This is a genomic window from Marinobacterium stanieri (assembly GCF_900155945.1).
In the GTDB taxonomy this organism is placed as follows: Bacteria; Pseudomonadota; Gammaproteobacteria; order Pseudomonadales; family Balneatricaceae; genus Marinobacterium; species Marinobacterium stanieri.
In genome coordinates this window covers 26193-50241 of record NZ_FTMN01000015.1, presented here as the reverse complement: position 1 = coordinate 50241, position 24049 = coordinate 26193, and the positions used below count along the sequence as shown (strand labels likewise).

Genomic DNA, 24049 nt, shown 5'->3' with positions numbered 1-24049 from the left:
ACCGACTAATTCAGTCAAGTATTGGCAGATCAGGGCATCAGTGCAACCTGTTCCAGGCCCGCGGTTTCCGGCAGGTCAAACATGATATTCATGATCTGAATCGCCTGGCCAGAGGCACCTTTCATCAGGTTATCAATGGCAGACAGAACCACGACCGTATCTTCGCCCTGAGGCTGATGTACACTGATACGGCACATGTTGGAACCTTTGACACTACGTGTTTCCGGGTGAGCACCGGCAGGCATCACATCCACGAAAGGCTCATCACGATAAAAGTCTTCAAACAGGGTCTGCAGGTCCGGGCCGACCGGGTCTTTCAGAACCGAGTACAGGGTCGCGTGAATACCACGAATCATCGGCATCAGGTGCGGACTGAAGGTCAGCCCTACCGGACGACCAGCCATATCGCTCAGTCCCTGCTTGATCTCCGGCAGGTGACGATGGCCCGGAACACCATAGGCTTTGACGCTTTCACTGGCTTCCGCCAGCAAAGTGCCCACGTTGGCACCACGGCCGGCACCGGTGACACCGGATTTACAATCAGCAATCAAACGACGGTGATCAACCAGGCCTGCTTGCAACAGCGGCTGATAACCCAGCTGCACCGCGGTGGGGTAGCAGCCGGCACAACCGATCATCTGACCTTCACGGATAGCATCACGGTTCAGCTCGGGCAGGCCATATACCGCTTTCTCAACCAGATCTGGACAAGTGTGCTCCAGGTTGTACCATTTTTCCCACAGCGGAATATCCTTGATGCGGAAATCAGCACCCAGATCGATCACTTTAACGCCACGATCGATCAGTTCGGGAGACATGCTCATGGCCACACCGTGCGGTGTCGCGAAGAACACCACATCACAGGCTGCCAGACGGTCTACATCCGGTACTGTGAAAGCAAGATCCAGATGGCCTCGCAGGTTCGGGAACATGTCCGCCACCTTGACGCCCTCCTCTGAGCGCGAGGTAATCACTTCCACCTGCGCCTGGGGGTGGTTTGCCAAAAGACGCAACAATTCAACACCGGTGTAGCCGGTGCCTCCGACGATACCTACCTTGACCACATCAACCTCTCATCAGTACGTAAAAACTGTTAGGGTATAGTACTTAGCTGCACAGCAGATGACCATGATCCTCTGAACGAATCATCATGCCACACCAACTGCTCTCACTGGAACACTTCCGCCACCGACTGGCTCATGCCGATGCCCTGCCGCAACTGGTCGTACTGGGCATTCTCTCCGGCCTGGCTGCCGGCGGCCTGATCAGCCTGTTCAGATCAGCCGACACCCTGCTGCAGGCCTGGCTACTGAGCGGCGGTGCCGAACGCTTTGAAGAACTGCCCGATGTGTACCGGCTGCTACTGCCCGTGGCCGGCAGCCTTTTATTAATTGGCCTGTTTTCCTGTATTCCCCCCCAGGCCCGTGCGGTCGGCATTGTGCACCTGTTGGAGCGCCTGAGTAACCATCAGGGGCGCCTGCCTGCCTTTAACCTGTTGATTCAATGGCTGGCCGCCGTTATTGCGCTGGCCAGTGGCCACTCGGTGGGCCGAGAAGGCCCTGCCGTGCACCTGGGTGCCGGTGCCGGCAGCTGGTTGGGGCAAAAACTGAACCTGCCCAATAACTCTTTACGCCTCCTGGTTGGCTGCGGTGCAGCGGCAGGGATTTCCGCCACCTTTAATACACCTCTGGCCGGCGTGATTTTCGCCATGGAAATTATCCTGCTGGAGTACACCATGGTCGGCTTCCTGCCCGTCATGGTCGCGGCGCTGGTGGGGGATGTGGTGTCGCGTGCATTAATCGGCGAGGCAATCGTCTTTACGGCTCCCGATCTGGCCATTGGCGAACTGACGCAGTTGCCGCTGGTTGCCCTGCTGGGCCTTCTGTGCGGACTGCTGGCAGCCGGCTTCCACCTGCTGCAGATGCAGACATTTCGTTTGCTGCACTGGCACTTTTCGATCCGCTTTCTGCTGGCCGGTTTACTGACAGGGCTGGTCGCACTCTACTGGCCGGAAGTCATGGGTGGCGGCTATGACACCATTGAGTCCCTGTTCCATGAGCCCGCTCCCATTCTGTTTTTGTGCGGCCTGCTGGTCGCCAAATGTTTGCTCACACCGGTGGTGATAGGTCTGGGGATTCCGGCGGGGCTGATCGGTCCGACCCTGTTTATCGGCGCCGTTGCCGGTGCCCTCTTGGGTGCAGTCGACAGTTTGCTGACCGGCACCACCCACACCGGCATGTACGCCATGATCGGCATGGGCGCGATGATGGCGGCTTTGCTCAACGCGCCCCTGGCTGCCTTGCTGGCCATGCTGGAGCTGACCCAAAATGCCGGTATCGTGCTGCCCGGCATGCTGGCACTGCTGATTGCCAGCCTGACCACTCGCTACGGATTCAAACTGCCCTCCATTTTCCATGCCTCCCTGCTGCGCCAGGGGCTTGATGTCCGCCAGGCACCTTTGGCGCAAATACTCTCTCGTGCCGCCGTCGGCAGCTTGATGCGACGGGATATCTGCCAGGCCTCCAGTGAAATCCACTTGAGCACCGCACGCACCCTGCTGGAAGCCGCCCCCTACCGCATCCTGGTGGAAAGCGACAAACGCCATTTCCTGCTGCCGCCTGCGGACCTGCGTCATTACATCGACAGCCTGCCGGAGCAGGCACCGGATGACTTGAACATCAACCTGCTGTCGATCCCGGCGCACCGTATCGACACCAGTTATCTGCTCTATCGTGCCACCCTCAAGGAGGCACTGGACCTGCTGCGCGAGAAGGAACTGGAATCGCTGGTTGTGGTCAGCAACCAGGAAGAGCCGATGGGCATGATCAGCCGTCAGCAGATTGAAGAGTACTATCACCAGAAACAGAGTCTTTCATGACCCGATTACACGGCCTTTATGGCCTTACCGACGCCGGCCTGATGCCGACAGATGACACCATGCTGGAACAGGTAGAAGCCGCCTTGCGTGGCGGAATGCGCCTGCTGCAATACCGCGACAAGTCCACAGACGGCCCCAAACGCCTGCGCCAGGCATTGGCATTACGAGACCTGTGCCACCAATACCACTGTCCGCTGCTGATCAACGATGATGTCAAACTGGCCCGCGCATCTCAGGCGGATGGCGTCCACCTGGGCCAGGGCGATGGCAGCGTTGCCGGCGCACGTGATTACCTGGGCAGTAAGGCGCTGATCGGCCAGACCTGCCACGACAGCCTCGATCTGGCGCGCAACGCCATTGCCGCCGGTGCCGACCATGTCGCCTTCGGCGCGTTCTTCCCGTCGAACACCAAGCCCGGCGCCAGCCCGGCACCACTGAGCCTGCTGCAGGCAGCAAAAACAGAATTCCAGGTCCCGGTGGTGGCGATTGGCGGAATCAGCGTGGATAATGCGAGCCAGGTAATCGAAGCCGGTGCCGACCTTGTCGCCGTCGTGCACGCCCTCTTTGCTGCCGATGATGTAGAGCAACAGGCACACCGCTTCACGCAACAATTTACGATGGTATAACCCACTTATTTTCAGTTAATAGGAAGTGTCCCATGTCACGTTCAGAATCCCTGTTTCAGGCCGCACAGGCTCACATCCCGGGTGGCGTAAACTCGCCGGTCCGCGCTTTCAAGGGCGTGGGTGGCACGCCGGTGTTCTTCAAGCGTGGTGAAGGTCCTTTCCTGTTTGACGAGGACGACCGTCAGTACATCGACTATGTCGGCTCCTGGGGTCCGATGCTGCTGGGCCACTCCTATCCGCCAGTCATGAATGCCGTGCGCGAGATGCTGGATAACGGTCTGGGCTTCGGCGCACCGACCGCCATCGAAACCGAAATGGCCGACCTGGTGTGCGAACTGGTGCCGTCCATGGATATGGTGCGTATGGTCAGCTCCGGTACCGAAGCGACCATGAGCGCCATTCGTCTGGCCCGCGGCTTCACCGGCCGCGACAAGATCGTCAAGTTTGAAGGCTGCTACCACGGCCACTCCGACTCCCTGCTGGTTAAAGCCGGCTCCGGTGCCCTGACTCTGGGTGAACCCAACTCTCCGGGGGTTCCTGCCGCACTGGCCGAGCACACCATTACCCTGACGTACAACGATATCGACAACGTGCGCAAAGCCTTTGCCGAAATTGGCGACCAGGTTGCCTGCATCATTGTTGAGCCGGTTGCCGGCAACATGAACTGCATCCCGCCCAAGGAAGGTTTCCTGGAGTGCCTGCGCGAAGTCTGTGACCAGCACGGCAGCGTACTGATTTTTGATGAAGTCATGACCGGCTTCCGTGTCGCGCTGGGCGGTGCCCAGGAGCTGTACGGCATCAAACCTGACCTGACCACTCTGGGTAAGGTTATCGGTGGTGGCCTGCCGGTTGGCGCCTTCGGCGGCAAACGTGAAATCATGGAACACATCGCGCCGCTGGGCCCGGTGTATCAGGCCGGTACCCTGTCCGGAAACCCGCTGGCCATGTCCGCCGGACTGGCCATGCTGACCGCGCTCAAGCAGGAAGGCATTCATGAAGCCCTGGCCGCCAAGGCGGAATACCTGACTCAGGGGCTGGAAGCCATGGCTGCACGTCACGGCATCGCCTTCACTACCAGCTGCGTTGGCGGCATGTTCGGTCTGTTCTTTACCGATCAGGACAGCGTTACCAGCTTCGCCGAAGCCACCGCCTGCGATGCCGAGCTGTTCGGCAAGTTCTTCCACGGCATGCTGGACGAAGGCGTCTACCTGGCGCCGTCCGCGTTTGAAGCCGGCTTCGTCTCCAACGCCCACACCGAAGCGGAGCTGGATGCGACCCTGGCGGCCGCTGACCGTGTATTTGCCAAACTGGCCGCTTAAGCAATGCTGGGAAGTAGCCTGATTCTGGTTGCTGCTCTCGCCAGCGCCGTGCTGCTGTTTCGCCGCAGCGAGGCGCTGGCCGAAGCACCTCAGTCGCAACTTCAGGTGAGTAGCCTGAGCCTGGTATTTATCGCCCTGGCGGCTATGGGTCAGCTGTTACTGACACCCGATAATCAGGATGTCGCCACACTGCAGCGACTGCTGGGCAACCTGGCCCTGTACGCGGGACTGCCCCTGCTGGTGACAGCGGTGTTGGCATTATCGATGGGATGGTTCTGGTCTAAAGCAGGCTGGGGCCGCTGGCTGCTGGCTCTGTTTGCCCTGTTTGAACTGCTGCGTCGCATGGGACTGGGAGAAAGCTACACTCTCTGGCTCAGCGTGGCTTTGGCAGCAGCCCTGTTGGTTGCCGCATTCAAACTGCCCGTACTGACAGGCCGGATTGCACTGGCGCTGGCAGCCCCCCTGATACTGCTGGGTATCAGTGCCGGCACGCTCATGACGGCAACACCTCCGGCACTGCTGCCACCGCTGGCACAAGCCGCAGGGCTGGGACTCATCAGCTTCGCATTGCTGCAGCACACCTGCAAGCGCCAGCCTGAACAAACAGGCTGACGCCTTTCAGGGTGTCAGTAAGCGGCGGCCTTGTCGCGCGCTTCCTTGGCACCCTGAGCATTTCCCCCTTCCTGACGAATCTCGGCAATCAACTGCCACAACCGCTTGAGCGCACCGGACTGGCCGGCGGCAACGCTGACACCTTTCAGCGCCACCTGCTCTGCCTGCAGGAACTGCCCTTGGCGACGCTGCACATCGGCCAGCTGGATATACACTTCCGGGTCACGCGGCGCGATTCGCAGAGCGCGCTCCAGCCGGCTTTGCGCCATGCGCAGATCGCCCTTGCCACTATCGGTACGTGCCGTTTCCAGCAAGGCAATCACGGCCGGGCTCTGTGGCTGGCTGACTACCGGCTGGCTGGACTGAATTTCCACCGGCTGCGAGGCGGCTTCCGGGTCACGCTGTTCACGCACCACAGGTACACGGGTTACCGGTTGTACGGTCACACCGGGGGAGGTTTCGGCCGGCACCACGGTACCCGGCTGGGTCACGGGCTCTTTGGCCGGCTCATAGTCCTGACCGCGATCTTCCACCGGCGCGCGGTAGGGGTTGGGACCGGCACAGCCAGTCACCAGCGCGGCCGCGGCCAGCATCAGACAGATTTTTTTCATCGCATCCTTCTCACATCAGTCAAACCAGTTGCGGAACCAGTCCAGCGAACGTCGAACAGGGTTATCCAGACCACAGTCCACTTTTTCACTGGGCGCCGTGCCCGTCAGGAACGGCAGCTGTCGGGACCCTTCACAGCGACGATCAGATCGAAGACCTGTCGCCTCGTCTATCCATACATACTCAACCCCGGCAGGGCGAGTCGCCAGGAAGGGCTCGGGAGATTCACGCCGCATGAACTCGGTCCACACGCGCAGAGCCCCGCCGGAACCGGTAAAGGGCAGCTGACTGTTGTCATCACGCCCCAGCCAGACCACCGCCAGACGGTCGCCGGCAAAACCGGCAAACCAGCTGTCTCGCTGATCATTGGAGGTGCCTGTTTTGCCACCCACATTGAGGTTATCCGGCAATACCGAATACACACTGCGAGCCGTACCCTCACGCGCCACTTCCTGCAGCGCGTACTGTAACAGATGCACCAGCTCGGGTTTTACCTGTTGTTTCAGGGTAAAGGGGTAACGTGACAATTCTTCACCTTCCGCATCGGTTACCCGGCGGATAACTCGCAACGGCATACGGAAACCATTGGCCGCAATGGTCTGATAGACACTGGCCAGCTCCAGAGGCGACAACGCCTGGGCGCCCAGCAGCAATGAGGGATAAGCCTTGAGGTCACGCTCGGCACCCAGGCGGTGGAGCATGTCGATGACATTGTCCAGACCCACGTTCATCCCCAGACGCGCCGTGGACTGGTTATAGGACAGCGCCAGCGAACGGTGCAACGGGATCACGCCATGGCTGCGGCGATCAAAGTTCTGCGGCTGCCATACTGAGCCATCCGGCATTTTTACACTCAGCGGCTCATCTTCCAGCGGCGTTGCCAGGGTATAGCCCTGCTCCAGTGCGGCCAGATAGACCGCCGGTTTCACCAGTGAACCGATGGGGCGCAAGGCATCCAGAGCGCGGTTGAACCCGGTATAGCGATTATCCCGACCACCAATCAGCGCCATCACCTCGCCGGTTTGCGGGTCGGTCACCACCATACTGGCTTCCAGCTCCTTGGCCCGCTTGCCGTAGCGTTTTTCCAGACGGCCAATACCGGTTTCCAGTGCCGCTTCCGCACGGGTCTGCACCAGAGGATCCAGGGATGTAAATACACGCAGACCTTCACTGCTCAGATCCTCATCACGGTATTCCTCGCGCAGTTTGCGCTTCACCAGATCCAGATAGGCGGGGAAAGCCCCTTTATGCAAGCTGCGCTGTTTTACCACGCCCAGGGTCTGACGACGTGCCTGATCATATTCATCGCGGCTGATATGCCCCTGTTCGAACAACATCTTCAGCACCAGGTTACGGCGCTCCATGGCTCGGTCTGGGTTGCGGCGCGGGTCATACCAGGAGGGGCCTTTCACCATGCCGGCCAGCAGGGCCACCTGATGCAGCTCCAGTTCCTGCACCGGTCGGGCAAAGTAATACTGGCTGGCCAGGCCAAAGCCGTGAATGGAGCGACTGCCGGACTGCCCCAGGTACACCTCATTCAGATAGGCTTCCAGGATTTCATCCTTGTCATAATGCAGCTCCAGCAACATCGCCATGGGTAGTTCCAACAGCTTGCGGCTCAGTGTGCGGTCGGACGTGAGATAAAAGTTCTTGATCAGCTGCTGGGTCAGCGTACTGCCGCCCTGCACGAAACGGCCTTCGCGGATATTGACCCACATGGCGCGGGCAATACCCTTGGGTGACACCCCCCAGTGATCATAGAAAGCCCGATCCTCCACGGTAACCAGTGCCTGCGCCAGATGAGGCGGCGCCTCCTCCAGCTTGATCAGATCGCGGTCCTCATTGGATTTGGGATAGATCCCCCCGATCAGCATGGGCTCCAGTCGTACCAGTGGCAGTGAACGCCCGTCACTGCTTTTGATCGACTGCAGACGCCCGCCCGAGAAGGACAGCAGCATATTGCGTGAAGGCTCAACCTCATCCGGAAAATCAAAGCCACGGCTGTAGATACGCGCGCGGCTGCTGGCCCATTCCACCGCCCCGGGTTGATCGGCACGGCGCACAAAACGATAATTAAGCGTCTTGAGCTCCTGCTTCAGCTCGTCCATGGCGATCGACTGACCGGGATACAGCTCCAGCGGGCGGGCATAAACCTTGGCCGGTACAGCCCAGCGTTTGCCCTCGAATTTGCTACGCACTTGAGCGTCCAGATACACCAGACCGGCCGCCGCAATAACCGTCAGCACCAGCCCCAGCTTGAACAGCCAGCGCAGGAAACGACCGAGACGAGAAGGTTTGGATTTCTGACGCGAACGGCGTCCTTTGGCGGAAGGTGTTCTCTTTTTACTCATCGGATCAGTATAATCCTATGCCGTCGCCGACAACAGCAGGAACCCCATGTTACCCACATTGATCGAATCCCTGCGCGATCCCGCCTGTTTCCCGCACCCCGTGGAGCAGATAGAGGTGATCGAGACGCACATCTCCTGGATTCTTCTTACCGGTGAATATGCCTACAAGGTCAAGAAACCGGTCAATTTCGGCTTTCTGGACTTCACTACCCTTGCCCAGCGGCGACATTGCTGTGAAGAGGAAGTTCGCCTGAATCAACGCCTGGCACCGGATATCTATATTGGTCTGGTGGCCATTGGCGGCAGCACCGAGAAGCCGGAGCTGGATACGGCAGGCGAAGCGATCGAGTATGCCGTCAAAATGTATCAGTTTGATCCTGAACTGCGCCTTGACCGCCTGCTGCAGCGCCACCTGTTTGAAGCCCACTGGATCGACCTGCTGGCCGAACAGATTGCCGACTTCCATTCACGTATTCCGATCGTGGCCCAGGACAGTCCCTGGGGCGAACCGGAGACTTTGTGGGAAGTGGTGGCCGATAACTATCGCCATATCCACCCCGAGCATCTTGAGGCTGACGACCTGACCCTGCTGCAGCAGTTGTCGACGCACACGGCACAAAGCTTCCGCAGCCTCAGTGGACTGATCAAGCAGCGCAAGCAAAAAGGCCATGTCCGCGAGTGCCACGGCGATTTGCACCTGGCCAACGTCAACCTGTTCCACGACCATTTGCGCCTGTTCGATTGCATCGAGTTCAATCTGGAATTCCGCTGGATCGATACCATGTCGGATCTGGCCTTCCTGTTGATGGACCTGGAAGCCAACCAGCAGTTCCGCTGGGCCAATCGCTGCCTCAACCTCTACCTGGAGTTGAGCGGCGACTACGAAGCCCTGCCCCTGCTCAACTTCTTCAAAGCCTACCGCTCCATGGTACGCGCCAAGGTTGCCATGCTGGGCGCTGAACCAGATGTTCCGAGTTGCCGCCAGTACCTCAAGCTGACCGAGCATTACTACCGCGAGCGCAGCCCCGCCATTTTCCTGATGCACGGTGTCAGCGGCAGCGGCAAAAGCTACCTCAGCGAACGCCTGGCCGAAGCTGTAGGCGTGATTCGCATTCGCTCAGATGTGGAACGCAAACGCATCTATCGTGAGCTGAGCCTGCAGGGGCAGTCGGTAGAACTTTATGGCGCCGAGATGAACAGTCGCACCTTCCAGCACCTGCTGGATACCACCAGACTGATGCTCAAGGCCGGATACTCGGTGGTAGTGGATGCCACCTTTATTCAGCAACGCACCCGCAACGCCTATTTGGAACTGGCCAAAAACCTCGATCTGCCGCTGCGTATCATCAGCTGCCATTGCGAGCAGAGTCTGATTGAGGCGCGCCTGAAGCGCCGTCAGGAAGAGGGCCGCGATCCGTCAGATGCGGATGTTGCAGTGATGCGTGAACAGATGAACATGATGCAGCCACTGACCAGCGATGAGCAGTTGCTCTCATTGCAGGTTGATACCCGTGATGACGAGGCCATCGAGCAATTGATGTCTCACCTGCGTGCACAGCGCCTGCTGGAAGATGGTGATGACTGAGATCTATGTCTGCCAGCTGGATGCGCTGGACCCGGTGGAAGGCCGTGGATTTGATCTGGACGACGGCACGGCCGTCCTGTTATTCCAGCGTGATGGCGAAGTCATCGCCTGGCGCAACAGCTGCCCTCACCGTGGCATCCGTCTGGAGTGGCAGCCGGACCAATTCCTCGACTACGAGAAGCAGTTTATCCAGTGTGCCACCCACGGCGCGCTGTTTGGCGTCAAGGATGGCACCTGTATTGCCGGACCCTGCCCCGGTGAGCAGCTGGAGCCTCTGCGCTGCACCATCAGGGACGGGGCTGTTTACCTTAGCCGCGATTGATCCGGGTGCGCAGACGCTCCAGCGCCAGCTCGATACGATCCATACCCGTGGTGTAGGCAAAGCGGATAAAACGCTCAGGGTGGTTACAGCCAAAGTCCGCCCCGGGCGTCACCGCCAACAAATCGTCCTCCAACAGCGACCAGCAGAACGCAAAGCTGTCATCGGTCAGATGGGAAGCATCGGCGTACACGTAGAAGGCTCCCTCCGGCATCAACGGAATGCCAAAGCCCAGCTCCCGCAAACCTTCCACCAGACGGTCCCGGCGCAGCGCAAAGGCCTCCCGGCGCTGCTCCAGCAACGCCAGCGTGTCTGGCTCGAAGGCCGCCAGCGCCGCGTGCTGTGACAGGGTAGCCGGTGAAATAAACAGGTTCTGGGCGATTTTCTCCATCTCCGCCACTTCATCCGGCTGCGCCACCAGCCAGCCCAGGCGCCAACCGGTCATGCCGAAATATTTGGAGAAGCTGTTCAGCACAATGGCATCCGGTGCCACGGACAGTACCGTTTCGGCATCAAACCCATAGGTAAGACCATGGTAGATCTCGTCCACAATCAGACGCCCCTCCAGACGCGCAACCGTTTCGGCAATCGCAGCCAGCTGTTCGGAAGGCACCACCGAGCCTGTCGGGTTGGAGGGTGAGGCCAGCAAAACACCGGCGGTATCCGGCTGCCAGTGCTCTTCGATCAGCTCCGGTGTCAGCTGATAATTGGTCTCCGGCCCCACCGGCACCAGCTGACCGCGTGATTCCAGCAAACGCAGGAACTGACGGTTACAGGGGTAGCCGGGATCGGCCAGCATGAAGCGGCTGCCCGGTGCCGCCAGCAGAGAGAAAGCCAACAGGAGTGCACCGGAGGCACCCGCCGTCACCAGCACCTGCTCGGGCGCCAGGTCGACGCCGTAACGCTGCTGATAAAAACCGGCAATGGCTTCACGCAGCGGCATGATGCCGCCCGCCGGGGTATAGCGGGTCTGACCTGCTTCCAGCGCGGCATGCGCCGCCTGTACGATAGGCGCGGCAGTCGGAAAGTCCGGTTCCCCCGCCTCCATGTGCACCACATCCATACCGGCACTATCCAGTTCCGCCGCCCGTTTCAACAGATCCATTACCTTGAAGGAATCAATCTCACGCGCACGCTCGGTCCAGCCCCTTGTCATTTCCATCTCCTGGCAGGTTGTTTCAGCGCCAGTATATCGACATTGGTCGAAACTGTACCCACCCCGCCGCTGTCCAACGTCAATCGAGATGGCAAAATGCCAAAGCGGGTCTAGCCTAAAGGGTGGGGTTCTGGTACTTTCACCCGCTTTCAATGCACCAGTGTTCCTTATCAGGGGCGCCGGACCCGAGGCAGTCGGGCTTCGACTGGTCTGGACCCCCAATGACGTGAGGCTGCGCCAAATGCCTAAAACAACTGATACACAGTTCATGCACTTTGAACCTTACCCGCTGGATACCGGCGAGGAGTACATGAACGAAGCGCAGAAAGAGCATTTCCGCAAAATCCTGCTGGGATGGAAACGCGAGCTGATGGAAGAGGTCGACAGCACCATCACCCATCTCAAAGAGGAAGCTTCCAACTTTGCCGATCCCAGCGACCGTGCAAGCCAGGAAGAAGAATTTAGCCTCGAACTGCGCACCCGTGACCGTGAACGCAAGCTGATCCGCAAGATCGACGAAGCGCTCGAAAGCATCGATGAAGATGACTACGGCTTCTGCGAAGCCTGTGGTGTAGAGATCGGCATCCGCCGTCTGGAAGCACGTCCCACTGCTACCCTCTGCATCGACTGCAAGACCCTGGCCGAAATCAAGGAAAAGCAGATCGGTCGCTAAGACCGGCCGGGGCGTGCAAACGCCCCTCTGCTCTCCCGCCTCGTGCAACCTGTCGGACGTTTCGCGCCTTCGCCAACCGGTCCTCTTCACTTCGGCTCGCTGCTGGCAGCACTGGCCAGCTATCTCGATATTCGCGCCCGCAAGGGTCGCTGGCTGGTTCGTATCGAAGATCTGGACCCACCCCGGGAACAACCCGGCGCTTCCACGCATATTCTGAAAACGCTTGAAGCCTTTGGCCTGTGTTGGGACGGTGACGTCGTCTATCAAAGCCAGCGCCACTCTCTTTATCAGGAAGCACTGGGACAATTACGCCAGCTGAACCTCACCTATCCCTGTAACTGCAGTCGCAAGCAGCTGCGCACCCGCGGCGCCCAGGGCTATGACGGTTACTGCCTGCAACACCCGCCAGCTTCCCTGGACAACTGCGCCTTCCGGGTAACACACCCCGAAGGGACACAGTTTTTTGCAGACCGTATCCAGGGACGACGGGAATATCAGTGGCAGGGGCATCAGGGCGACTTTGTCATTTTTCGCCGCGACGACCTCTTTGCCTACCAATTGGCTGTAGTAGTAGACGATGCGGAACAGGGCATCACCGATATCCTGCGCGGCAGCGATCTGATTGACGAGACACCGCATCAACTGTTGCTGCAGTCTCATCTGGGCTATGCCCAACCGAGCTATGCGCATATTCCGGTAATCACCAACGCCGAAGGCCAAAAGCTGAGTAAACAGAATCTGGCACCGGCGATTTCCGGCCATGAACGCCAACACCTGCTTTTAAAAGCCCTGAGGCTACTGGGACAAAACCCTCCGACGGAGCTGGAAGCTGCCACCACCGAGGAACTCTTGCAATGGGCTATCGTACACTGGCACATTGCCAGGGTACCGACTGTGCTCAGCCTGCCACAGGGAGAGGAATGAAATGCACCGACACCGCTTGCTGTTGCTGGTTGCACTGGGCACCTTGCTGCTGTTTCCCGGCCTGCTGGACTGGTGGCTGTTTGGCAACCACCACTGGCTGACACCTTTTATTATCTGGGGCCTGTTGATCGCCCTGGTCGCACTGGCTGAATGGCGCCAACGTCACCATGAACTTTGAACTCTCGGCTTTATTAGTACTGGGCTGCGGTTACCTGCTGACCCTGTTCGGGGTCGCCTGGCTGACGGAACGCCGTTTGCTGCCCGACCGTCTGACCCGTCATCCGGCCGTGCACGTACTGGCTCTGTGCGTATTTGCCAGCGCCTGGACCTTCTATGGCATTTTTGGCCTGGCCCACAATGCCGGCTTTGCCTATCTATCGTCTTATCTAGGTGCTTCAGCTGCGTTTCTGCTGGCACCGGTTGTACTGATACCGATCATGCGTATCACCCGGCGGCACCAGCTCAGCTCGCTGGCCGACCTGTTTTCCTTCCGTTTCCGCAGCGGACGCGTAGGAACGCTCACCACCCTGCTGACCCTGTTTATCAGTCTGCCGCTGATCTCGATTCAGATTCAGGCATTGGCCGACTCCCTGCCCATGCTCAATCCGCAGGTATCTTCATCCCATGCTGCGGCGGTGTTCTGTGTGGTCATCGCCGTGTTCAGCATCCTGTTCGGCGCCCGTCACGCTTCGTTGCGCAACAGTCATAACGGTCTGGTATTTGCTATCGCTCTGGCGTCGCTGATCAAACTGGTCGCTCTGGTGGCCATTGCGGTTTATGCCCTCTTCTTTGTATTAGGCGGCCCCGCCGAATTAAGTGACTGGTTGCAGAGCAATCCCGCACAGCTGGATTCGCTGCAACAACAGCAGCAAAGCGATCACTGGCAGATTCTGCTGCTGGCCTTTTTTGCCTGTGCCTTTGTCATGCCACACATGTTCCAGATCGCCTTTACCGAAAACCTGCCGCCGGAAAGCCTGTATCGCGCCAGCTGGGGCGTACCGCTGTTTCTTCTGGTACTGGCACTGGCGGTCCTGCCGATTCTATGGGCCGCGGTCAAAACCCAGGCGCTGACCAACCCCGAGTACCTGGTACTTCAGCTGGGACAGGCGCTGCAGCTGCCCTGGCTCAGCACCCTGGCATTCATTGGCGGCTTGTCAGCCGCCAGCGGCATTATTATTGTCGCCACCGTCGCCCTGGCTTCCATGCTGCAGAACCACGTAGTACTGCCGCTGGTTCGCGTGCCCAATAATGTGCGCTTCTATGCCTGGCTGCTGTGGATTCGCCGCCTGATTATTCTCGGCCTGGTGCTGGGCAGTTATCTGTTTTTCCAGTTCATTGGCCACCGTTTCAGCCTCAACCAGCTGGGTCTGCTGGCCTTCATCGGCTTTCTCCAGTTCCTGCCCGGCGTACTGGCCACGCTGTATTGGCCACGCGCCAGCCGCAATGGCTTCCTGCTTGGCCTGATCGCAGGCTTCGTTGTCTGGGCACAGGGCCTGCTGCTGCCGATGATGGGATTGAGTTTGCTGGGGGATACCCCCGAGAGCCCATTGGCCGGAGATAGCCATAGCGCCGCCTTGCTGTCGTTGACGGCCAATATCGCCATGCTGGTGCTGGGCTCGCTGATTTTTCCCGGCAGCCGCCAGGAGCGTGCCGCCGCCGATGCCTGCATGCTGAACGCCCTGCCCGGTCCTACCGAACGCCAGATCCGGGTCGAAAGCGACAATGACTTTATTACCCGACTGAGCCCGCGCCTGGGTGACAAGCCGGCTCGGCGCGAGGTTCGCCGGGCCCTGCGTGAACTGCAGTTGCCGGCCGGACAGCTTAAGCCTCTGGACACCCTGCGCCTGCGTACCCAGCTGGAGCAGAACCTGTCGGGCCTGCTGGGCCCGGTGGAAGCCGCCACTCTGTTGCAGCCGCTGGATGAAAGCCTGGACTCCGGCTTCAAGGCCCGAAATGTGCACCTGCTGGAACAGCAACTGGAAACCTACGACCAGCGCCTGTCCGGCCTGGCGGCGGAGCTGGATCAATTGCGCCGTTATCACCGCGCCACCCTGCAACGCCTGCCGATTGGGGCCTGCACCATCGACGCCCAGCACCGCATCCTGTTCTGGAACGCCGAGATGGAGCAATACACGGGCCTGAGCACCGAAGCGGCATTGGGCATCGACCTGGCACAGCTGCCCGCACCCTGGGATGAGTTGTTAAATGACTTTGCCGATGCCAGCGAGTTTCACCTGGAAGCCCAGGGTGTGGAACTGCAGGGCGCGCAGCGCTGGTTCAGCCTGCACAAGGCCGCGCTGGATGACGCACCGGACCCCGGCATGGTGCTGCTGATAGAAGACGAGACCCAGACACAGTTACTGGCACGCAAACTGGCACACAGCGAACGCCTGGCCTCCATCGGCCGCTTTGCCGCGGGCGTGGCACACGAAATTGGCAATCCGGTCACCGGTATCGCCTGTCTGGCCCAGAACCTGAAACTGGAAACCGAAGAACCCGAAATTCTGTCGACCGGCGATCAGATCGTCGACCAGACCCATCGTATTACCCGTATCGTGCAGTCACTGGTGCGCTTCGCTCACACCGGTCGTCAGGAAGGTCCTGAGCATTTTGAACCGGTTAACCTGCACGACTGCATTGCCGAAGCGGTTCATCTGGTATCACTGGACCGCCGCGGTCGCCAGCAACAGTTCCATAACCAGGTTCAAACCGACCTGCAGATTCCCGGCGATCTGCAACTGCTGCTGCAGGTATTCGTAAACCTGCTCAACAATGCCAGTGATGCTTCTGACGAATATGGCGAGATTCATATCGAGGCCAGTCTAAACACCCATAGCGTGCGTGTGCTGATCATCGATGAGGGCTCCGGCATACCGCCAGAACTGCAAGGTCAACTGTTTGAGCCCTTCTTTACCACCAAGGAACCGGGCAAGGGGACGGGGTTGGGTCTACCTTTGGTCTACAACATCATTACCCAGCACTATGGTAATATCGAAATCTTGAGTCCGGCCAACAAGAAACAGAACAAAGGCACACGGGTTGTTATCACCTTACCCCGGCTGCAGAGCGATGCCATTGCTCAGCAGACACCGGCGGCAGATGAGGAAGGTTTGTCCGGATGAATCGAATTCTGATTGTCGAAGACGAAAATATTATTCGCTCGGCGTTAAAACGACTGCTGGAAAAAAACGGCTATGACATCAGCGATGCCGAATCCGTCAGTGACGCCACCGAACGTTTCAGTCTGGACAACTTTGACCTGATCATTTCCGACTTGCGTCTGCCCGGCGCGCCGGGCACCGACCTGATCGGCATGGCCAGCAATGTGCCCGTCCTGATCATGACCAGCTATGCCAGCCTTAAATCCGCCGTGGACGCCATGAAGCTGGGCGCTGTGGATTATATTGCCAAGCCGTTCGACCATGACGAGATGCTCAAGACAGTGGCGGCGATCCTGCAACAGAAAGAGATTGCCGCTGCCGATCCGTCTGCACCGCCTCCCGCCGACAGCAAGGATGGCAAAACCCAGATCATCGGCTCCTGCCGTGCCATGCAGGAACTGGATCGCCGCATCCAGAAGGTCGCTCGCACTGATGCCACTGTATTGATCCTGGGCGAGTCCGGTACCGGCAAGGAGCTCGCTGCCCGCGCCATTCATGAACAAAGTGGCCGTGCCAATAAACCGATGGTGTGCGTCAACTGTGCCGCCATTCCGGAAACACTGATCGAATCCGAGCTCTTTGGTCACGAGAAAGGTGCCTTTACCGGCGCGACCAGTGCCCGCAGCGGTCTGATTGAGGCGGCTGACGGCGGTACCCTGTTCCTGGATGAGATTGGCGAATTGCCCCTGGAAGCCCAGGCCCGCCTGCTGCGTTTTCTGCAGGAAGGTGAAATTCGCCGCGTGGGAGCCGTCCAGCCGGTTACCGTGGATGTACGCCTGATTGCCGCCACCCACCGTGACCTGAAAAACCGGGCCCGCAATGGTGAGTTCCGTGAAGACCTTTATTACCGTCTTTATGTCATGGAACTGCGCATGCCACCCCTGCGCGACCGTGAGGCCGATATTCTGGAACTGGCCCGCGCGTTTCTGGCCAAGCAGGGCGAAAAGCTGGGCTGCGAGCAATTGAGTTTCACACCGGATGCTCTTGAGCTGATGCGCCGCTACCCCTGGCCCGGCAATGTCCGTGAGCTGGAAAATGCCATCGAGCGTGCGGTCATTCTTGCTGAATGCGACCGCATTACTCCCGACCTGCTCGGTATAGAAGTGGAGCCACAGAGCCTGTCTGAGCTGGAAGCGCACTATACGCCTCAGCCTGAGGTCCAGGCTCCGCGCGAACAGTCGCGCACGGACCTGTCTCTGGATGATTATTTCCAGCGCTTTGTGCTGGAGAACCAGGACACCATGAGCGAAACCGAACTGGCCAAGACGCTGGGTATCAGCCGTAAAAGTCTGTGGGAACGCCGCCAGAAACTTGGCATCCCGCGCAAGCCCAAGGGCTGAATGTGCGGGTGGGGGTAACACTTCCACAGCTTGTTACCTTACTACCCAAGCGCAGCACAAAAGTCGTATATTTAGGTAACACTCTTGTGCGTTTTTAGGCCAAAAGGACTAGACCAAAAAACACATATCCTTTAAAAACAAATAGTTAAAAAAGTTGGCACGTGCCATGCTTTATATGAAGTAGAACAACAACAACGACACCCAAAAATCTGGTCATCAATAAAAATAAAAATAGATCAGGTGGATGAGTGACTTGCCTCGAATAAAAATAACAATGAGGCTTAGTCGGTCGTAGAAGTGACAAGCAGCGCTCCCCAAACAGTGCTCTTAGGAACAAAAAAAACAAGCTAAGTTTTACGTTGTCACTTCGCGACCGACACCCCCCAATCTCCCCCTCCTGCCCTGTTTCAAATTTCATACCCCAATTGAACGACCTTATGCGAGCACCGACCCAGGTGGTATGATGCGTCATCCGTGACCAGTTAAAGACAGGGACACAACATTACTCATGTCGAACACCGTTGTAATTTCGATCGCGTTGCTGGCTGCAGCCGTGATCATCGTGCTGTTGCTGCGCCGCACCAAAAAGGCCGACAGCAACCCAGCTGCTGCTGAACAGCCTGCCGCCGATTCCGCCATTCAGGAAGACGAAGTCCTGCCATTGGGCACACGCCGTGTCATCCCGGAAAGCGAGCATCAGATCCCTCGCCGTCGCCTCGACGATAACGCCATGAAGGTTGTGTATCGCCTGGAAGACGCCGGCTACGAAGGCTATCTGGTCGGCGGCTGTATCCGCGACCTGCTGATGCAGAAGCAACCCAAGGACTTTGATATTGCTACCTCTGCGCACCCGGAACAGGCTGTAGAGCTGTTCCGCCGTGGCCGCTTGATCGGCCGACGCTTCAAGTTGCTGCATGTGCGTTTTGGGCGTGAGATTATTGAAGTGGCCACCTTCCGCGCCTCGCACAACCATGACAAGGCAGGCAAGGACAATGCCCGCACCGCCGATACCGGCATGATTGTGCGGGATAACGTCTATGGCACCATCGAAGAAGATGCACTGCGCCGTGACTTTACCGTCAATGCACTCTACTACGATGCCAAGGACCACAGCCTGATCGATTTTGCCAACGGCTATCGTGATATTCAGGACCGTTGCCTGCGCATGATCGGTGATGCCTCCGAGCGCTACCGCGAAGACCCCGTCCGCATGATCCGTGCCGCACGCTTCGCCGCCAAACTCGGCTTTGAAATTGAACCCGACACGGCCCGCCCCATTCACGAACTGGCACCGCTGATGCGCAATGTCGCCCCTGCCCGCCTGTTTGATGAAGTCCTCAAGCTGCTGCAAAGCGGCCATGGCGAGGCGTCCTTTCGCCAGCTGAGACGCTTCGGTCTGTTCCAGTACCTGTTCCCGCTCACCGATGAAGCCCTGGATGATGAAGACTATCCGGTCGAAACGTTGGTGGTGAACGCGCTGTGTAATACCGACCGCCGCCTGGCCCAGGGCAAAAGCGTAACACCCGCCTTCCTGTTTGCAGCTCTGCTCTGGTACCCACTGCAACGCCGCATGCAGGAACTGGAAGATGAGACCGATCTGCCACCGGTGCCGCGCCTGCATGAAGCCGCGAACCAGGTACTGGCAGAACAGGTGAAGCACACCGCCATACCGCGCCGCTTCTCCACGCCGGTACGAGAGATCTGGGAACTTCAGTTGCGCCTGCCACGCCGCCACGGCAAGAAAGCCGATCAGTTGATGGAGCAGCCGCGCTTCCGGGCTGCCTACGATCTGTTGCTGCTGCGTGAAAACAGCGGCGAAGACCTGGATGGCCTGAGCCAGTGGTGGACCGACTATCAGGCGGCCAATCCCGTTTCGCGTCGCGAAATGACGCCTCAGGAACGGGATGAAGGCCCTCGTCGCAAACGCCGTCGCCGCCCGCGTCGTCGCAAGCCTGCGGCTGACAATGCGCCGAAACAGGACGACTGATTCATGCGTGCTTATATAGGACTGGGCAGCAATCTGGACACCCCCTTGCGGCAGGTTCAGGATGCGCTGAAAGAGTTGCAGCAGCTGCCACAGACCAAACTGGTTGCCCAATCATCAGTATATCGCTCCGACCCCGTAGGCCCGGCCGGACAACCGGACTACATCAATGCGGTTGCAGCACTGGAAACCGAGCTGGCACCCGAGCCGCTGCTGGATGCCCTGCAGGCCATTGAGCAGGCGCATCAGCGGGTACGCAAGATCCACTGGGGGCCACGCACCCTGGATCTGGATATCCTGCTGTACAACAACCAGGTAATCGAGACCGAACGCCTCATCGTGCCTCATGCCTGGATGCTGGAACGTAACTTTGTGCTCTGGCCTTTGGCCGAGATCGCACCGGAGCTGCAGCTCCCGGATGGTTCCGCACTGCAGCAACATCTGGACCTTTGTCCTCTGGGCACACTGGAAAAGATATCGCTATAATCGCGCAAGCCGAGCTGATCGGCATCTCAACGATAAAAAAGAGAAGGCTATGAGTAACATCACGCTGCATACCCTCAGCGCCCGTAAACAGGCGGGTGAAAAATTTGCCGTCCTGACCGCGTACGACGCAACCTTCGCGCACCAGGTCAGCAGCGCCGGAATCGAGATGATCCTCGTGGGCGACTCCCTCGGCATGGTACTGCAGGGACAGGACAGCACCCTGCCCGTCTCCGTTGAAGAGATGGCCTACCACACCGCCTGCGTTGCCCGCGGCAACCAGGGCGCCATGATCATGGCCGACCTGCCTTTCATGAGCTATGCCACACCGGAACAGGCAATGGACAGCGCGGCTGCCCTGATGCAGGCCGGTGCCCAGATTGTCAAACTGGAAGGCGATGCCTGGCTGTGCGAAAGCGTCAGCCTGCTGGCCGAACGCGGCGTGCCCGTCTGTGCCCACCTGGGTCTGACCCCGCAAGCCGTTAACAAGCTGGGTGGCTATCGTGTCCAGGGCCGTGACAAGCACAGCGCCCTGAAGATGCTGGAAGATGCCAAAGCACTGGAAGATGCCGGCGCCAGCATGCTGTTGCTGGAATGCGTGCCTTCCTTGCTGGCCGAAGAGATCACCCGCAATGTGGATATTCCGGTGATCGGTATCGGTGCAGGTCCGCATACCGATGCACAGGTACTGGTGATGCACGACATGCTCGGTATTACCGCCGGCCGCACACCCAAGTTCGTAAAGAACTTCATGGCCGAAGCCGACAGCATTCAGGACGCCCTGCAGCAGTATGGTGATCAGGTTCGCGACGGCCGTTTCCCGGCCGAGGAACACGGATTCGATTAATCATGCAGACGTTACATACCATCAAGGAGCTGCGCGCCGCTGTTGCGCAGCACCGCAGTGCCGGCAAGCGCATCGCGCTGGTCCCGACCATGGGCAACCTGCATCAGGGCCACCTGAAGCTGGTTGAAACTGCCCTGCAGCAGGCTGATATTGTCATCACCAGTATCTTCGTTAACCCGCTGCAGTTTGGCGTCAACGAAGATCTGGACAGCTATCCGCGCACCCTGGAACAGGACCAGCAACAGCTGCAGAAAGCTGGCTGTCACCTGGTGTTCGCGCCCTCGGTATCAGAAGTTTACCCTGACGGCCAAGAACAACAGACACTGGTTGAAGTACCGGTTCTGTCGGATCTGCACTGCGGCGCCAGCCGTCCGGGTCACTTCCGTGGCGTCACTACCGTCGTGTGCAAGCTGTTCAACATGGTGCAACCGGATATCGCCGTATTCGGCCTCAAGGATTACCAGCAGGTCGCGGTTATCCGCCGCATGGTCGCTGACCTTTGCATGCCGGTGGAGATCTTTGGTGTCGCCACCGTTCGGGCCGATACCGGACTGGCACTGAGCTCGCGCAATGGCTACCTGACCGACGACGAACTTCGGGTTGCGCCTCTGCTGCAGCAAACATTGCAGCAAACTGCAGCCGCTATTCAGAGCGGTGACCGAGGCTTCGCGTCACTGGAAGAATCCGCCCAGGCCGCACTGGAAGCTGCCGGTTTCCGCCGCGACTACTACCGCATTCTCAATCGCCATAGCCTGCAGCCGGCACAGCCCGGTGACGAGCTGGTGATTCTGGCCGCCGCACACCTTGGCAAGGCTCGCCTGATTGACAATATCGAAGTTTGATCAGACACACGCCCTGCCACCTCAGGAGGCCAGCCGTTCCGCTGGCCTCCATTATCCCCAGCCTCTATAGGTCTTATTGACATTCTGCGCCCTGTTCGCGCAGACTCGAAAGGACCCCGCGGCCATTCAGGGCCCGGTCACCTGTGTGCAGACATGTCATGCAACAGTGCGGTCACGTTCCGGCGCTAGCATGGCCACAGGAATTAATCTCGAGAAGAATGAAAGAGGCACACTTACTATGCGCGATGTTGTAATCGTTGCCGCTGGTCGTACAGCGGTGGGTGCGTTCAATGGTTCACTTTCCTCCCTTACCGCTGCAACTCTGGGTACCACCGTCCTGAAAGGGCTGCTGGAGCAAACCGGCCTGAATCCGGCCGAAGTCGATGAAGTTATTCTGGGTCAGGTACTGACCGCTGGCTGCGGCCAGAACCCGGCGCGCCAGGCGCTGATCAATGCCGGCATTCCTCAGGAAGTCCCCGCGCTGACCATCAACAAGGTGTGCGGCTCCGGCCTCAAGGCCCTGCAGCTGGCCACTCAGGCGATTCGCTGCGGCGATGCCGACGTGATCATTGCCGGTGGACAGGAAAGCATGTCCCAGTCTCCCCACCTGCTGCCGAACTCGCGCAACGGTGCGCGCATGGGCGACTGGAAAATGATTGATTCCATGATCACCGATGGTCTTTGGGATGCCTTCAACAACTACCATATGGGCATCACCACCGAGAACATCGTTGAGAAGTACGGTTTCACCCGTGAAGAGCAGGACGCTTTTGCCAGTGCCTCCCAGAACAAGGCAGAAGCCGCTGTCACCTCCGGCCGCTTCAAGGACGAGATCATTCCGGTGACCATCCCGCAGCGCAAGGGCGATCCGGTTGTATTCGACACCGACGAGCAGCCACGCTTCGGCTGCACCCCTGAAGCGCTGGCCAAGCTGCGCCCGGCATTCAAAAAAGACGGCTCTGTTACCGCAGGTAACAGCTCTACCATCAACGACGGTGCCGCCGCTGTGATCCTCTGCTCGGCCGAGAAAGCCGAAGCACTGGGCCTCAAGCCGCTGGCTCGCATCAAGGCCTACGCCTCTGCCGGTGTTGATCCGGCCATCATGGGTACCGGCCCGATCTGCGCCACCACCAAGGCTCTGGAAAAAGCGGGCTGGGGCATCGACGATCTGGAACTGGTCGAAGCCAACGAAGCCTTTGCCGCTCAGGCGATGTCCGTCAACAAGGACCTGGGCTGGAACACCGACCTGGTCAACGTGAACGGCGGTGCCATCGCTCTGGGTCACCCGATCGGCGCGTCCGGCTGCCGCATCCTGGTCAGCCTGGTACATGAGATGATCAAGCGTGACGCCAAGAAAGGCCTCGCCACCCTGTGTATCGGTGGTGGTATGGGTACTGCTCTGGCGATCGAACGCGACTGATATAGCCTGCGCCGTAAAACAAAACAGCCGCCCAGAGGCGGCTGTTTGCGTTTCTGAGGCCTGAAGCTTAACTCAGGCAATATCGCCGGCAATGGCGCCTTTGCCAATCCCTTCAAATGCCCGCACGATGATACGGTCATGCGGATACTCGGCCTGAAGCTCCGCTGCCAGGTGCGCAGCGATCTGCTCCACGGTGCTTTCGCTATCCATCAGGTAGCACACCGATGCCGGCAGGATCAGCTCAAATTCACCCTGAGGTGCGGTATACGCGTAGTGATGCTCCTCGGCGGATTCAGCCTGCAGGTGGCTGCGGGTACCGATATAGATATCACGGAATCGCTCCGCCCAGATGCCTTCCAGCGCTTCATCACGCTGATCATTGCGGTAGATCTCGATACGGGAGCGGTGACCATGGGCAATACGCTGGCAGTTGCCATCATGCTGCTGCAGACCATGGCTGTAGTGGTAGAAGTGGCCATCAATTGATTCCGGCACGAACGCCAGATCGACACCGCGCACCTGATCCGGGAACAGCGCCAGCAACTGGTCACGACACCACTGGGCCAGCCCCAGCTCATCAATCTCCGCCAACGGCACGGCTGCAATGGCCTGCTCCGGGGCATCGCAGATAAAACGCTCGCCACTGGGGTAACGCCACTCGACTCGGGTGCGGCCCTGATCCTGCTCAAGTGTCAGACGCTCCATCTGTGCCGGCACCACCAGACGGTGATCAACCTGGTCATCCAGCCACTGCTTTACACGCCGCTTGACCACGCCGAAGTCACAGATCATGCCCTGAGTGTCCAGACTGCCATCCAGCACCAGATTCACGGCCCAGGACTCACCCAGCAACCCGCGTTCGGGGTGCAGGTAGGAAAAATCCACATGGGTCAGGTTATCGACAAAAAGCTTCACAGCCA

The 24049-nt window shown here is 59.0% G+C and carries 21 protein-coding genes; 16 read left to right on the top strand and 5 right to left on the bottom strand.

Annotation, left to right across the window (positions count from 1 at the left end; genetic code table 11):
* Nucleotides 1-29: 29 nt before the first annotated feature.
* Nucleotides 30-1064 (bottom strand): N-acetyl-gamma-glutamyl-phosphate reductase, encoded by a 1035-nt coding sequence (gene argC, locus BW956_RS21570; RefSeq protein ID WP_010322485.1) that lies wholly within the window; start codon nucleotides 1062-1064, stop codon nucleotides 30-32.
* An 86-nt stretch (nucleotides 1065-1150) separates the two neighbouring features.
* Between argC and BW956_RS21565 the strand changes: the two genes are divergently transcribed.
* The 4 genes from BW956_RS21565 to BW956_RS21550 are packed head-to-tail and all read left to right on the top strand — an operon-like array spanning nucleotide 1151 to nucleotide 5435.
* Nucleotides 1151-2878, top strand: coding sequence for a chloride channel protein (locus tag BW956_RS21565; protein WP_076466418.1), 1728 nt, complete (start codon nucleotides 1151-1153; stop codon nucleotides 2876-2878).
* Nucleotides 2875-3504: a thiamine phosphate synthase gene (gene thiE / locus BW956_RS21560; protein WP_076466417.1), complete on the top strand. Its 630-nt coding sequence runs from the start codon at nucleotides 2875-2877 to the stop codon at nucleotides 3502-3504. The genes BW956_RS21565 and thiE overlap by 4 nt, the downstream gene beginning before the upstream one ends.
* Before the next feature lie 32 nt (nucleotides 3505-3536).
* Entirely contained in the window at nucleotides 3537-4823 is a 1287-nt protein-coding gene (hemL, locus tag BW956_RS21555; RefSeq protein WP_076466416.1) for a glutamate-1-semialdehyde 2,1-aminomutase, read from the top strand.
* 3 nt (nucleotides 4824-4826) lie between these two features.
* A complete protein-coding gene (locus BW956_RS21550; RefSeq protein WP_076466415.1) occupies nucleotides 4827-5435 on the top strand; it encodes a hypothetical protein in 609 nt (202 codons plus the stop codon).
* 14 nt (nucleotides 5436-5449) lie between these two features.
* On the opposite strand, the gene BW956_RS21545 is transcribed toward BW956_RS21550, so the two are convergent.
* Together BW956_RS21545 and mrcB are read right to left on the bottom strand one after the other, a co-directional pair.
* Nucleotides 5450-6046, bottom strand: coding sequence for a tetratricopeptide repeat protein (locus BW956_RS21545; RefSeq protein ID WP_010325135.1), 597 nt, complete (start codon nucleotides 6044-6046; stop codon nucleotides 5450-5452).
* A 15-nt stretch (nucleotides 6047-6061) separates the two neighbouring features.
* Nucleotides 6062-8395 (bottom strand): penicillin-binding protein 1B, encoded by a 2334-nt coding sequence (gene mrcB, locus BW956_RS21540; RefSeq protein WP_076466414.1) that lies wholly within the window; start codon nucleotides 8393-8395, stop codon nucleotides 6062-6064.
* Nucleotides 8396-8441: 46 nt separating this feature from the next.
* On the opposite strand from mrcB, the gene BW956_RS21535 reads away from it, so the two are divergent.
* Together BW956_RS21535 and BW956_RS21530 are read left to right on the top strand one after the other, a co-directional pair.
* A complete protein-coding gene (locus BW956_RS21535) occupies nucleotides 8442-9980 on the top strand; it encodes a bifunctional aminoglycoside phosphotransferase/ATP-binding protein (RefSeq protein WP_076466413.1) in 1539 nt (512 codons plus the stop codon).
* Entirely contained in the window at nucleotides 9973-10302 is a 330-nt protein-coding gene (locus tag BW956_RS21530) for a Rieske (2Fe-2S) protein (protein ID WP_076466412.1), read from the top strand. The genes BW956_RS21535 and BW956_RS21530 overlap by 8 nt, the downstream gene beginning before the upstream one ends.
* On the opposite strand, the gene BW956_RS21525 is transcribed toward BW956_RS21530, so the two are convergent.
* A complete protein-coding gene (locus BW956_RS21525; protein WP_076466411.1) occupies nucleotides 10289-11455 on the bottom strand; it encodes a pyridoxal phosphate-dependent aminotransferase in 1167 nt (388 codons plus the stop codon). The genes BW956_RS21530 and BW956_RS21525 overlap by 14 nt on opposite strands.
* A 241-nt stretch (nucleotides 11456-11696) precedes the next feature.
* Here BW956_RS21525 and dksA point away from each other — a divergent pair, with 241 nt between their 5' ends.
* From dksA to BW956_RS21480, 10 genes are all read left to right on the top strand, one after another.
* Nucleotides 11697-12128: an RNA polymerase-binding protein DksA gene (gene dksA / locus BW956_RS21520; protein ID WP_010325140.1), complete on the top strand. Its 432-nt coding sequence runs from the start codon at nucleotides 11697-11699 to the stop codon at nucleotides 12126-12128.
* Between the two features lie 42 nt (nucleotides 12129-12170).
* The gene (gene gluQRS, locus BW956_RS21515; protein ID WP_076466410.1) at nucleotides 12171-13052 is read left to right on the top strand and encodes a tRNA glutamyl-Q(34) synthetase GluQRS; all 882 of its coding nucleotides are present in this window, start codon (nucleotides 12171-12173) and stop codon (nucleotides 13050-13052) included.
* 1 nt (nucleotide 13053) lies between these two features.
* Nucleotides 13054-13230: a hypothetical protein gene (locus tag BW956_RS22515; protein WP_010325142.1), complete on the top strand. Its 177-nt coding sequence runs from the start codon at nucleotides 13054-13056 to the stop codon at nucleotides 13228-13230.
* Entirely contained in the window at nucleotides 13220-16174 is a 2955-nt protein-coding gene (locus tag BW956_RS21510; RefSeq protein WP_076466409.1) for an ATP-binding protein, read from the top strand. Before BW956_RS22515 ends, BW956_RS21510 begins: the two co-directional genes overlap by 11 nt.
* The gene (locus BW956_RS21505) at nucleotides 16171-17553 is read left to right on the top strand and encodes a sigma-54-dependent transcriptional regulator (RefSeq protein ID WP_076466408.1); all 1383 of its coding nucleotides are present in this window, start codon (nucleotides 16171-16173) and stop codon (nucleotides 17551-17553) included. The genes BW956_RS21510 and BW956_RS21505 overlap by 4 nt, the downstream gene beginning before the upstream one ends.
* A 508-nt stretch (nucleotides 17554-18061) precedes the next feature.
* The gene (gene pcnB, locus BW956_RS21500; RefSeq protein ID WP_010325145.1) at nucleotides 18062-19540 is read left to right on the top strand and encodes a polynucleotide adenylyltransferase PcnB; all 1479 of its coding nucleotides are present in this window, start codon (nucleotides 18062-18064) and stop codon (nucleotides 19538-19540) included.
* A 3-nt stretch (nucleotides 19541-19543) separates the two neighbouring features.
* The gene (gene folK / locus BW956_RS21495) at nucleotides 19544-20023 is read left to right on the top strand and encodes a 2-amino-4-hydroxy-6-hydroxymethyldihydropteridine diphosphokinase (protein WP_076466407.1); all 480 of its coding nucleotides are present in this window, start codon (nucleotides 19544-19546) and stop codon (nucleotides 20021-20023) included.
* A 49-nt stretch (nucleotides 20024-20072) separates the two neighbouring features.
* Nucleotides 20073-20867: a 3-methyl-2-oxobutanoate hydroxymethyltransferase gene (panB, locus tag BW956_RS21490; RefSeq protein ID WP_076466406.1), complete on the top strand. Its 795-nt coding sequence runs from the start codon at nucleotides 20073-20075 to the stop codon at nucleotides 20865-20867.
* 2 nt (nucleotides 20868-20869) lie between these two features.
* Complete coding sequence (gene panC, locus BW956_RS21485; protein WP_076466405.1) at nucleotides 20870-21709, top strand: pantoate--beta-alanine ligase; 840 nt, start codon at nucleotides 20870-20872, stop codon at nucleotides 21707-21709.
* Nucleotides 21710-21947: 238 nt separating this feature from the next.
* Nucleotides 21948-23129, top strand: coding sequence for an acetyl-CoA C-acetyltransferase (locus BW956_RS21480; RefSeq protein ID WP_010325149.1), 1182 nt, complete (start codon nucleotides 21948-21950; stop codon nucleotides 23127-23129).
* A 72-nt stretch (nucleotides 23130-23201) separates the two neighbouring features.
* Here BW956_RS21480 and BW956_RS21475 read toward each other — a convergent pair whose 3' ends face one another.
* Complete coding sequence (locus tag BW956_RS21475; protein WP_076466404.1) at nucleotides 23202-24044, bottom strand: 6-carboxytetrahydropterin synthase; 843 nt, start codon at nucleotides 24042-24044, stop codon at nucleotides 23202-23204.
* Nucleotides 24045-24049: the final 5 nt, after the last annotated feature.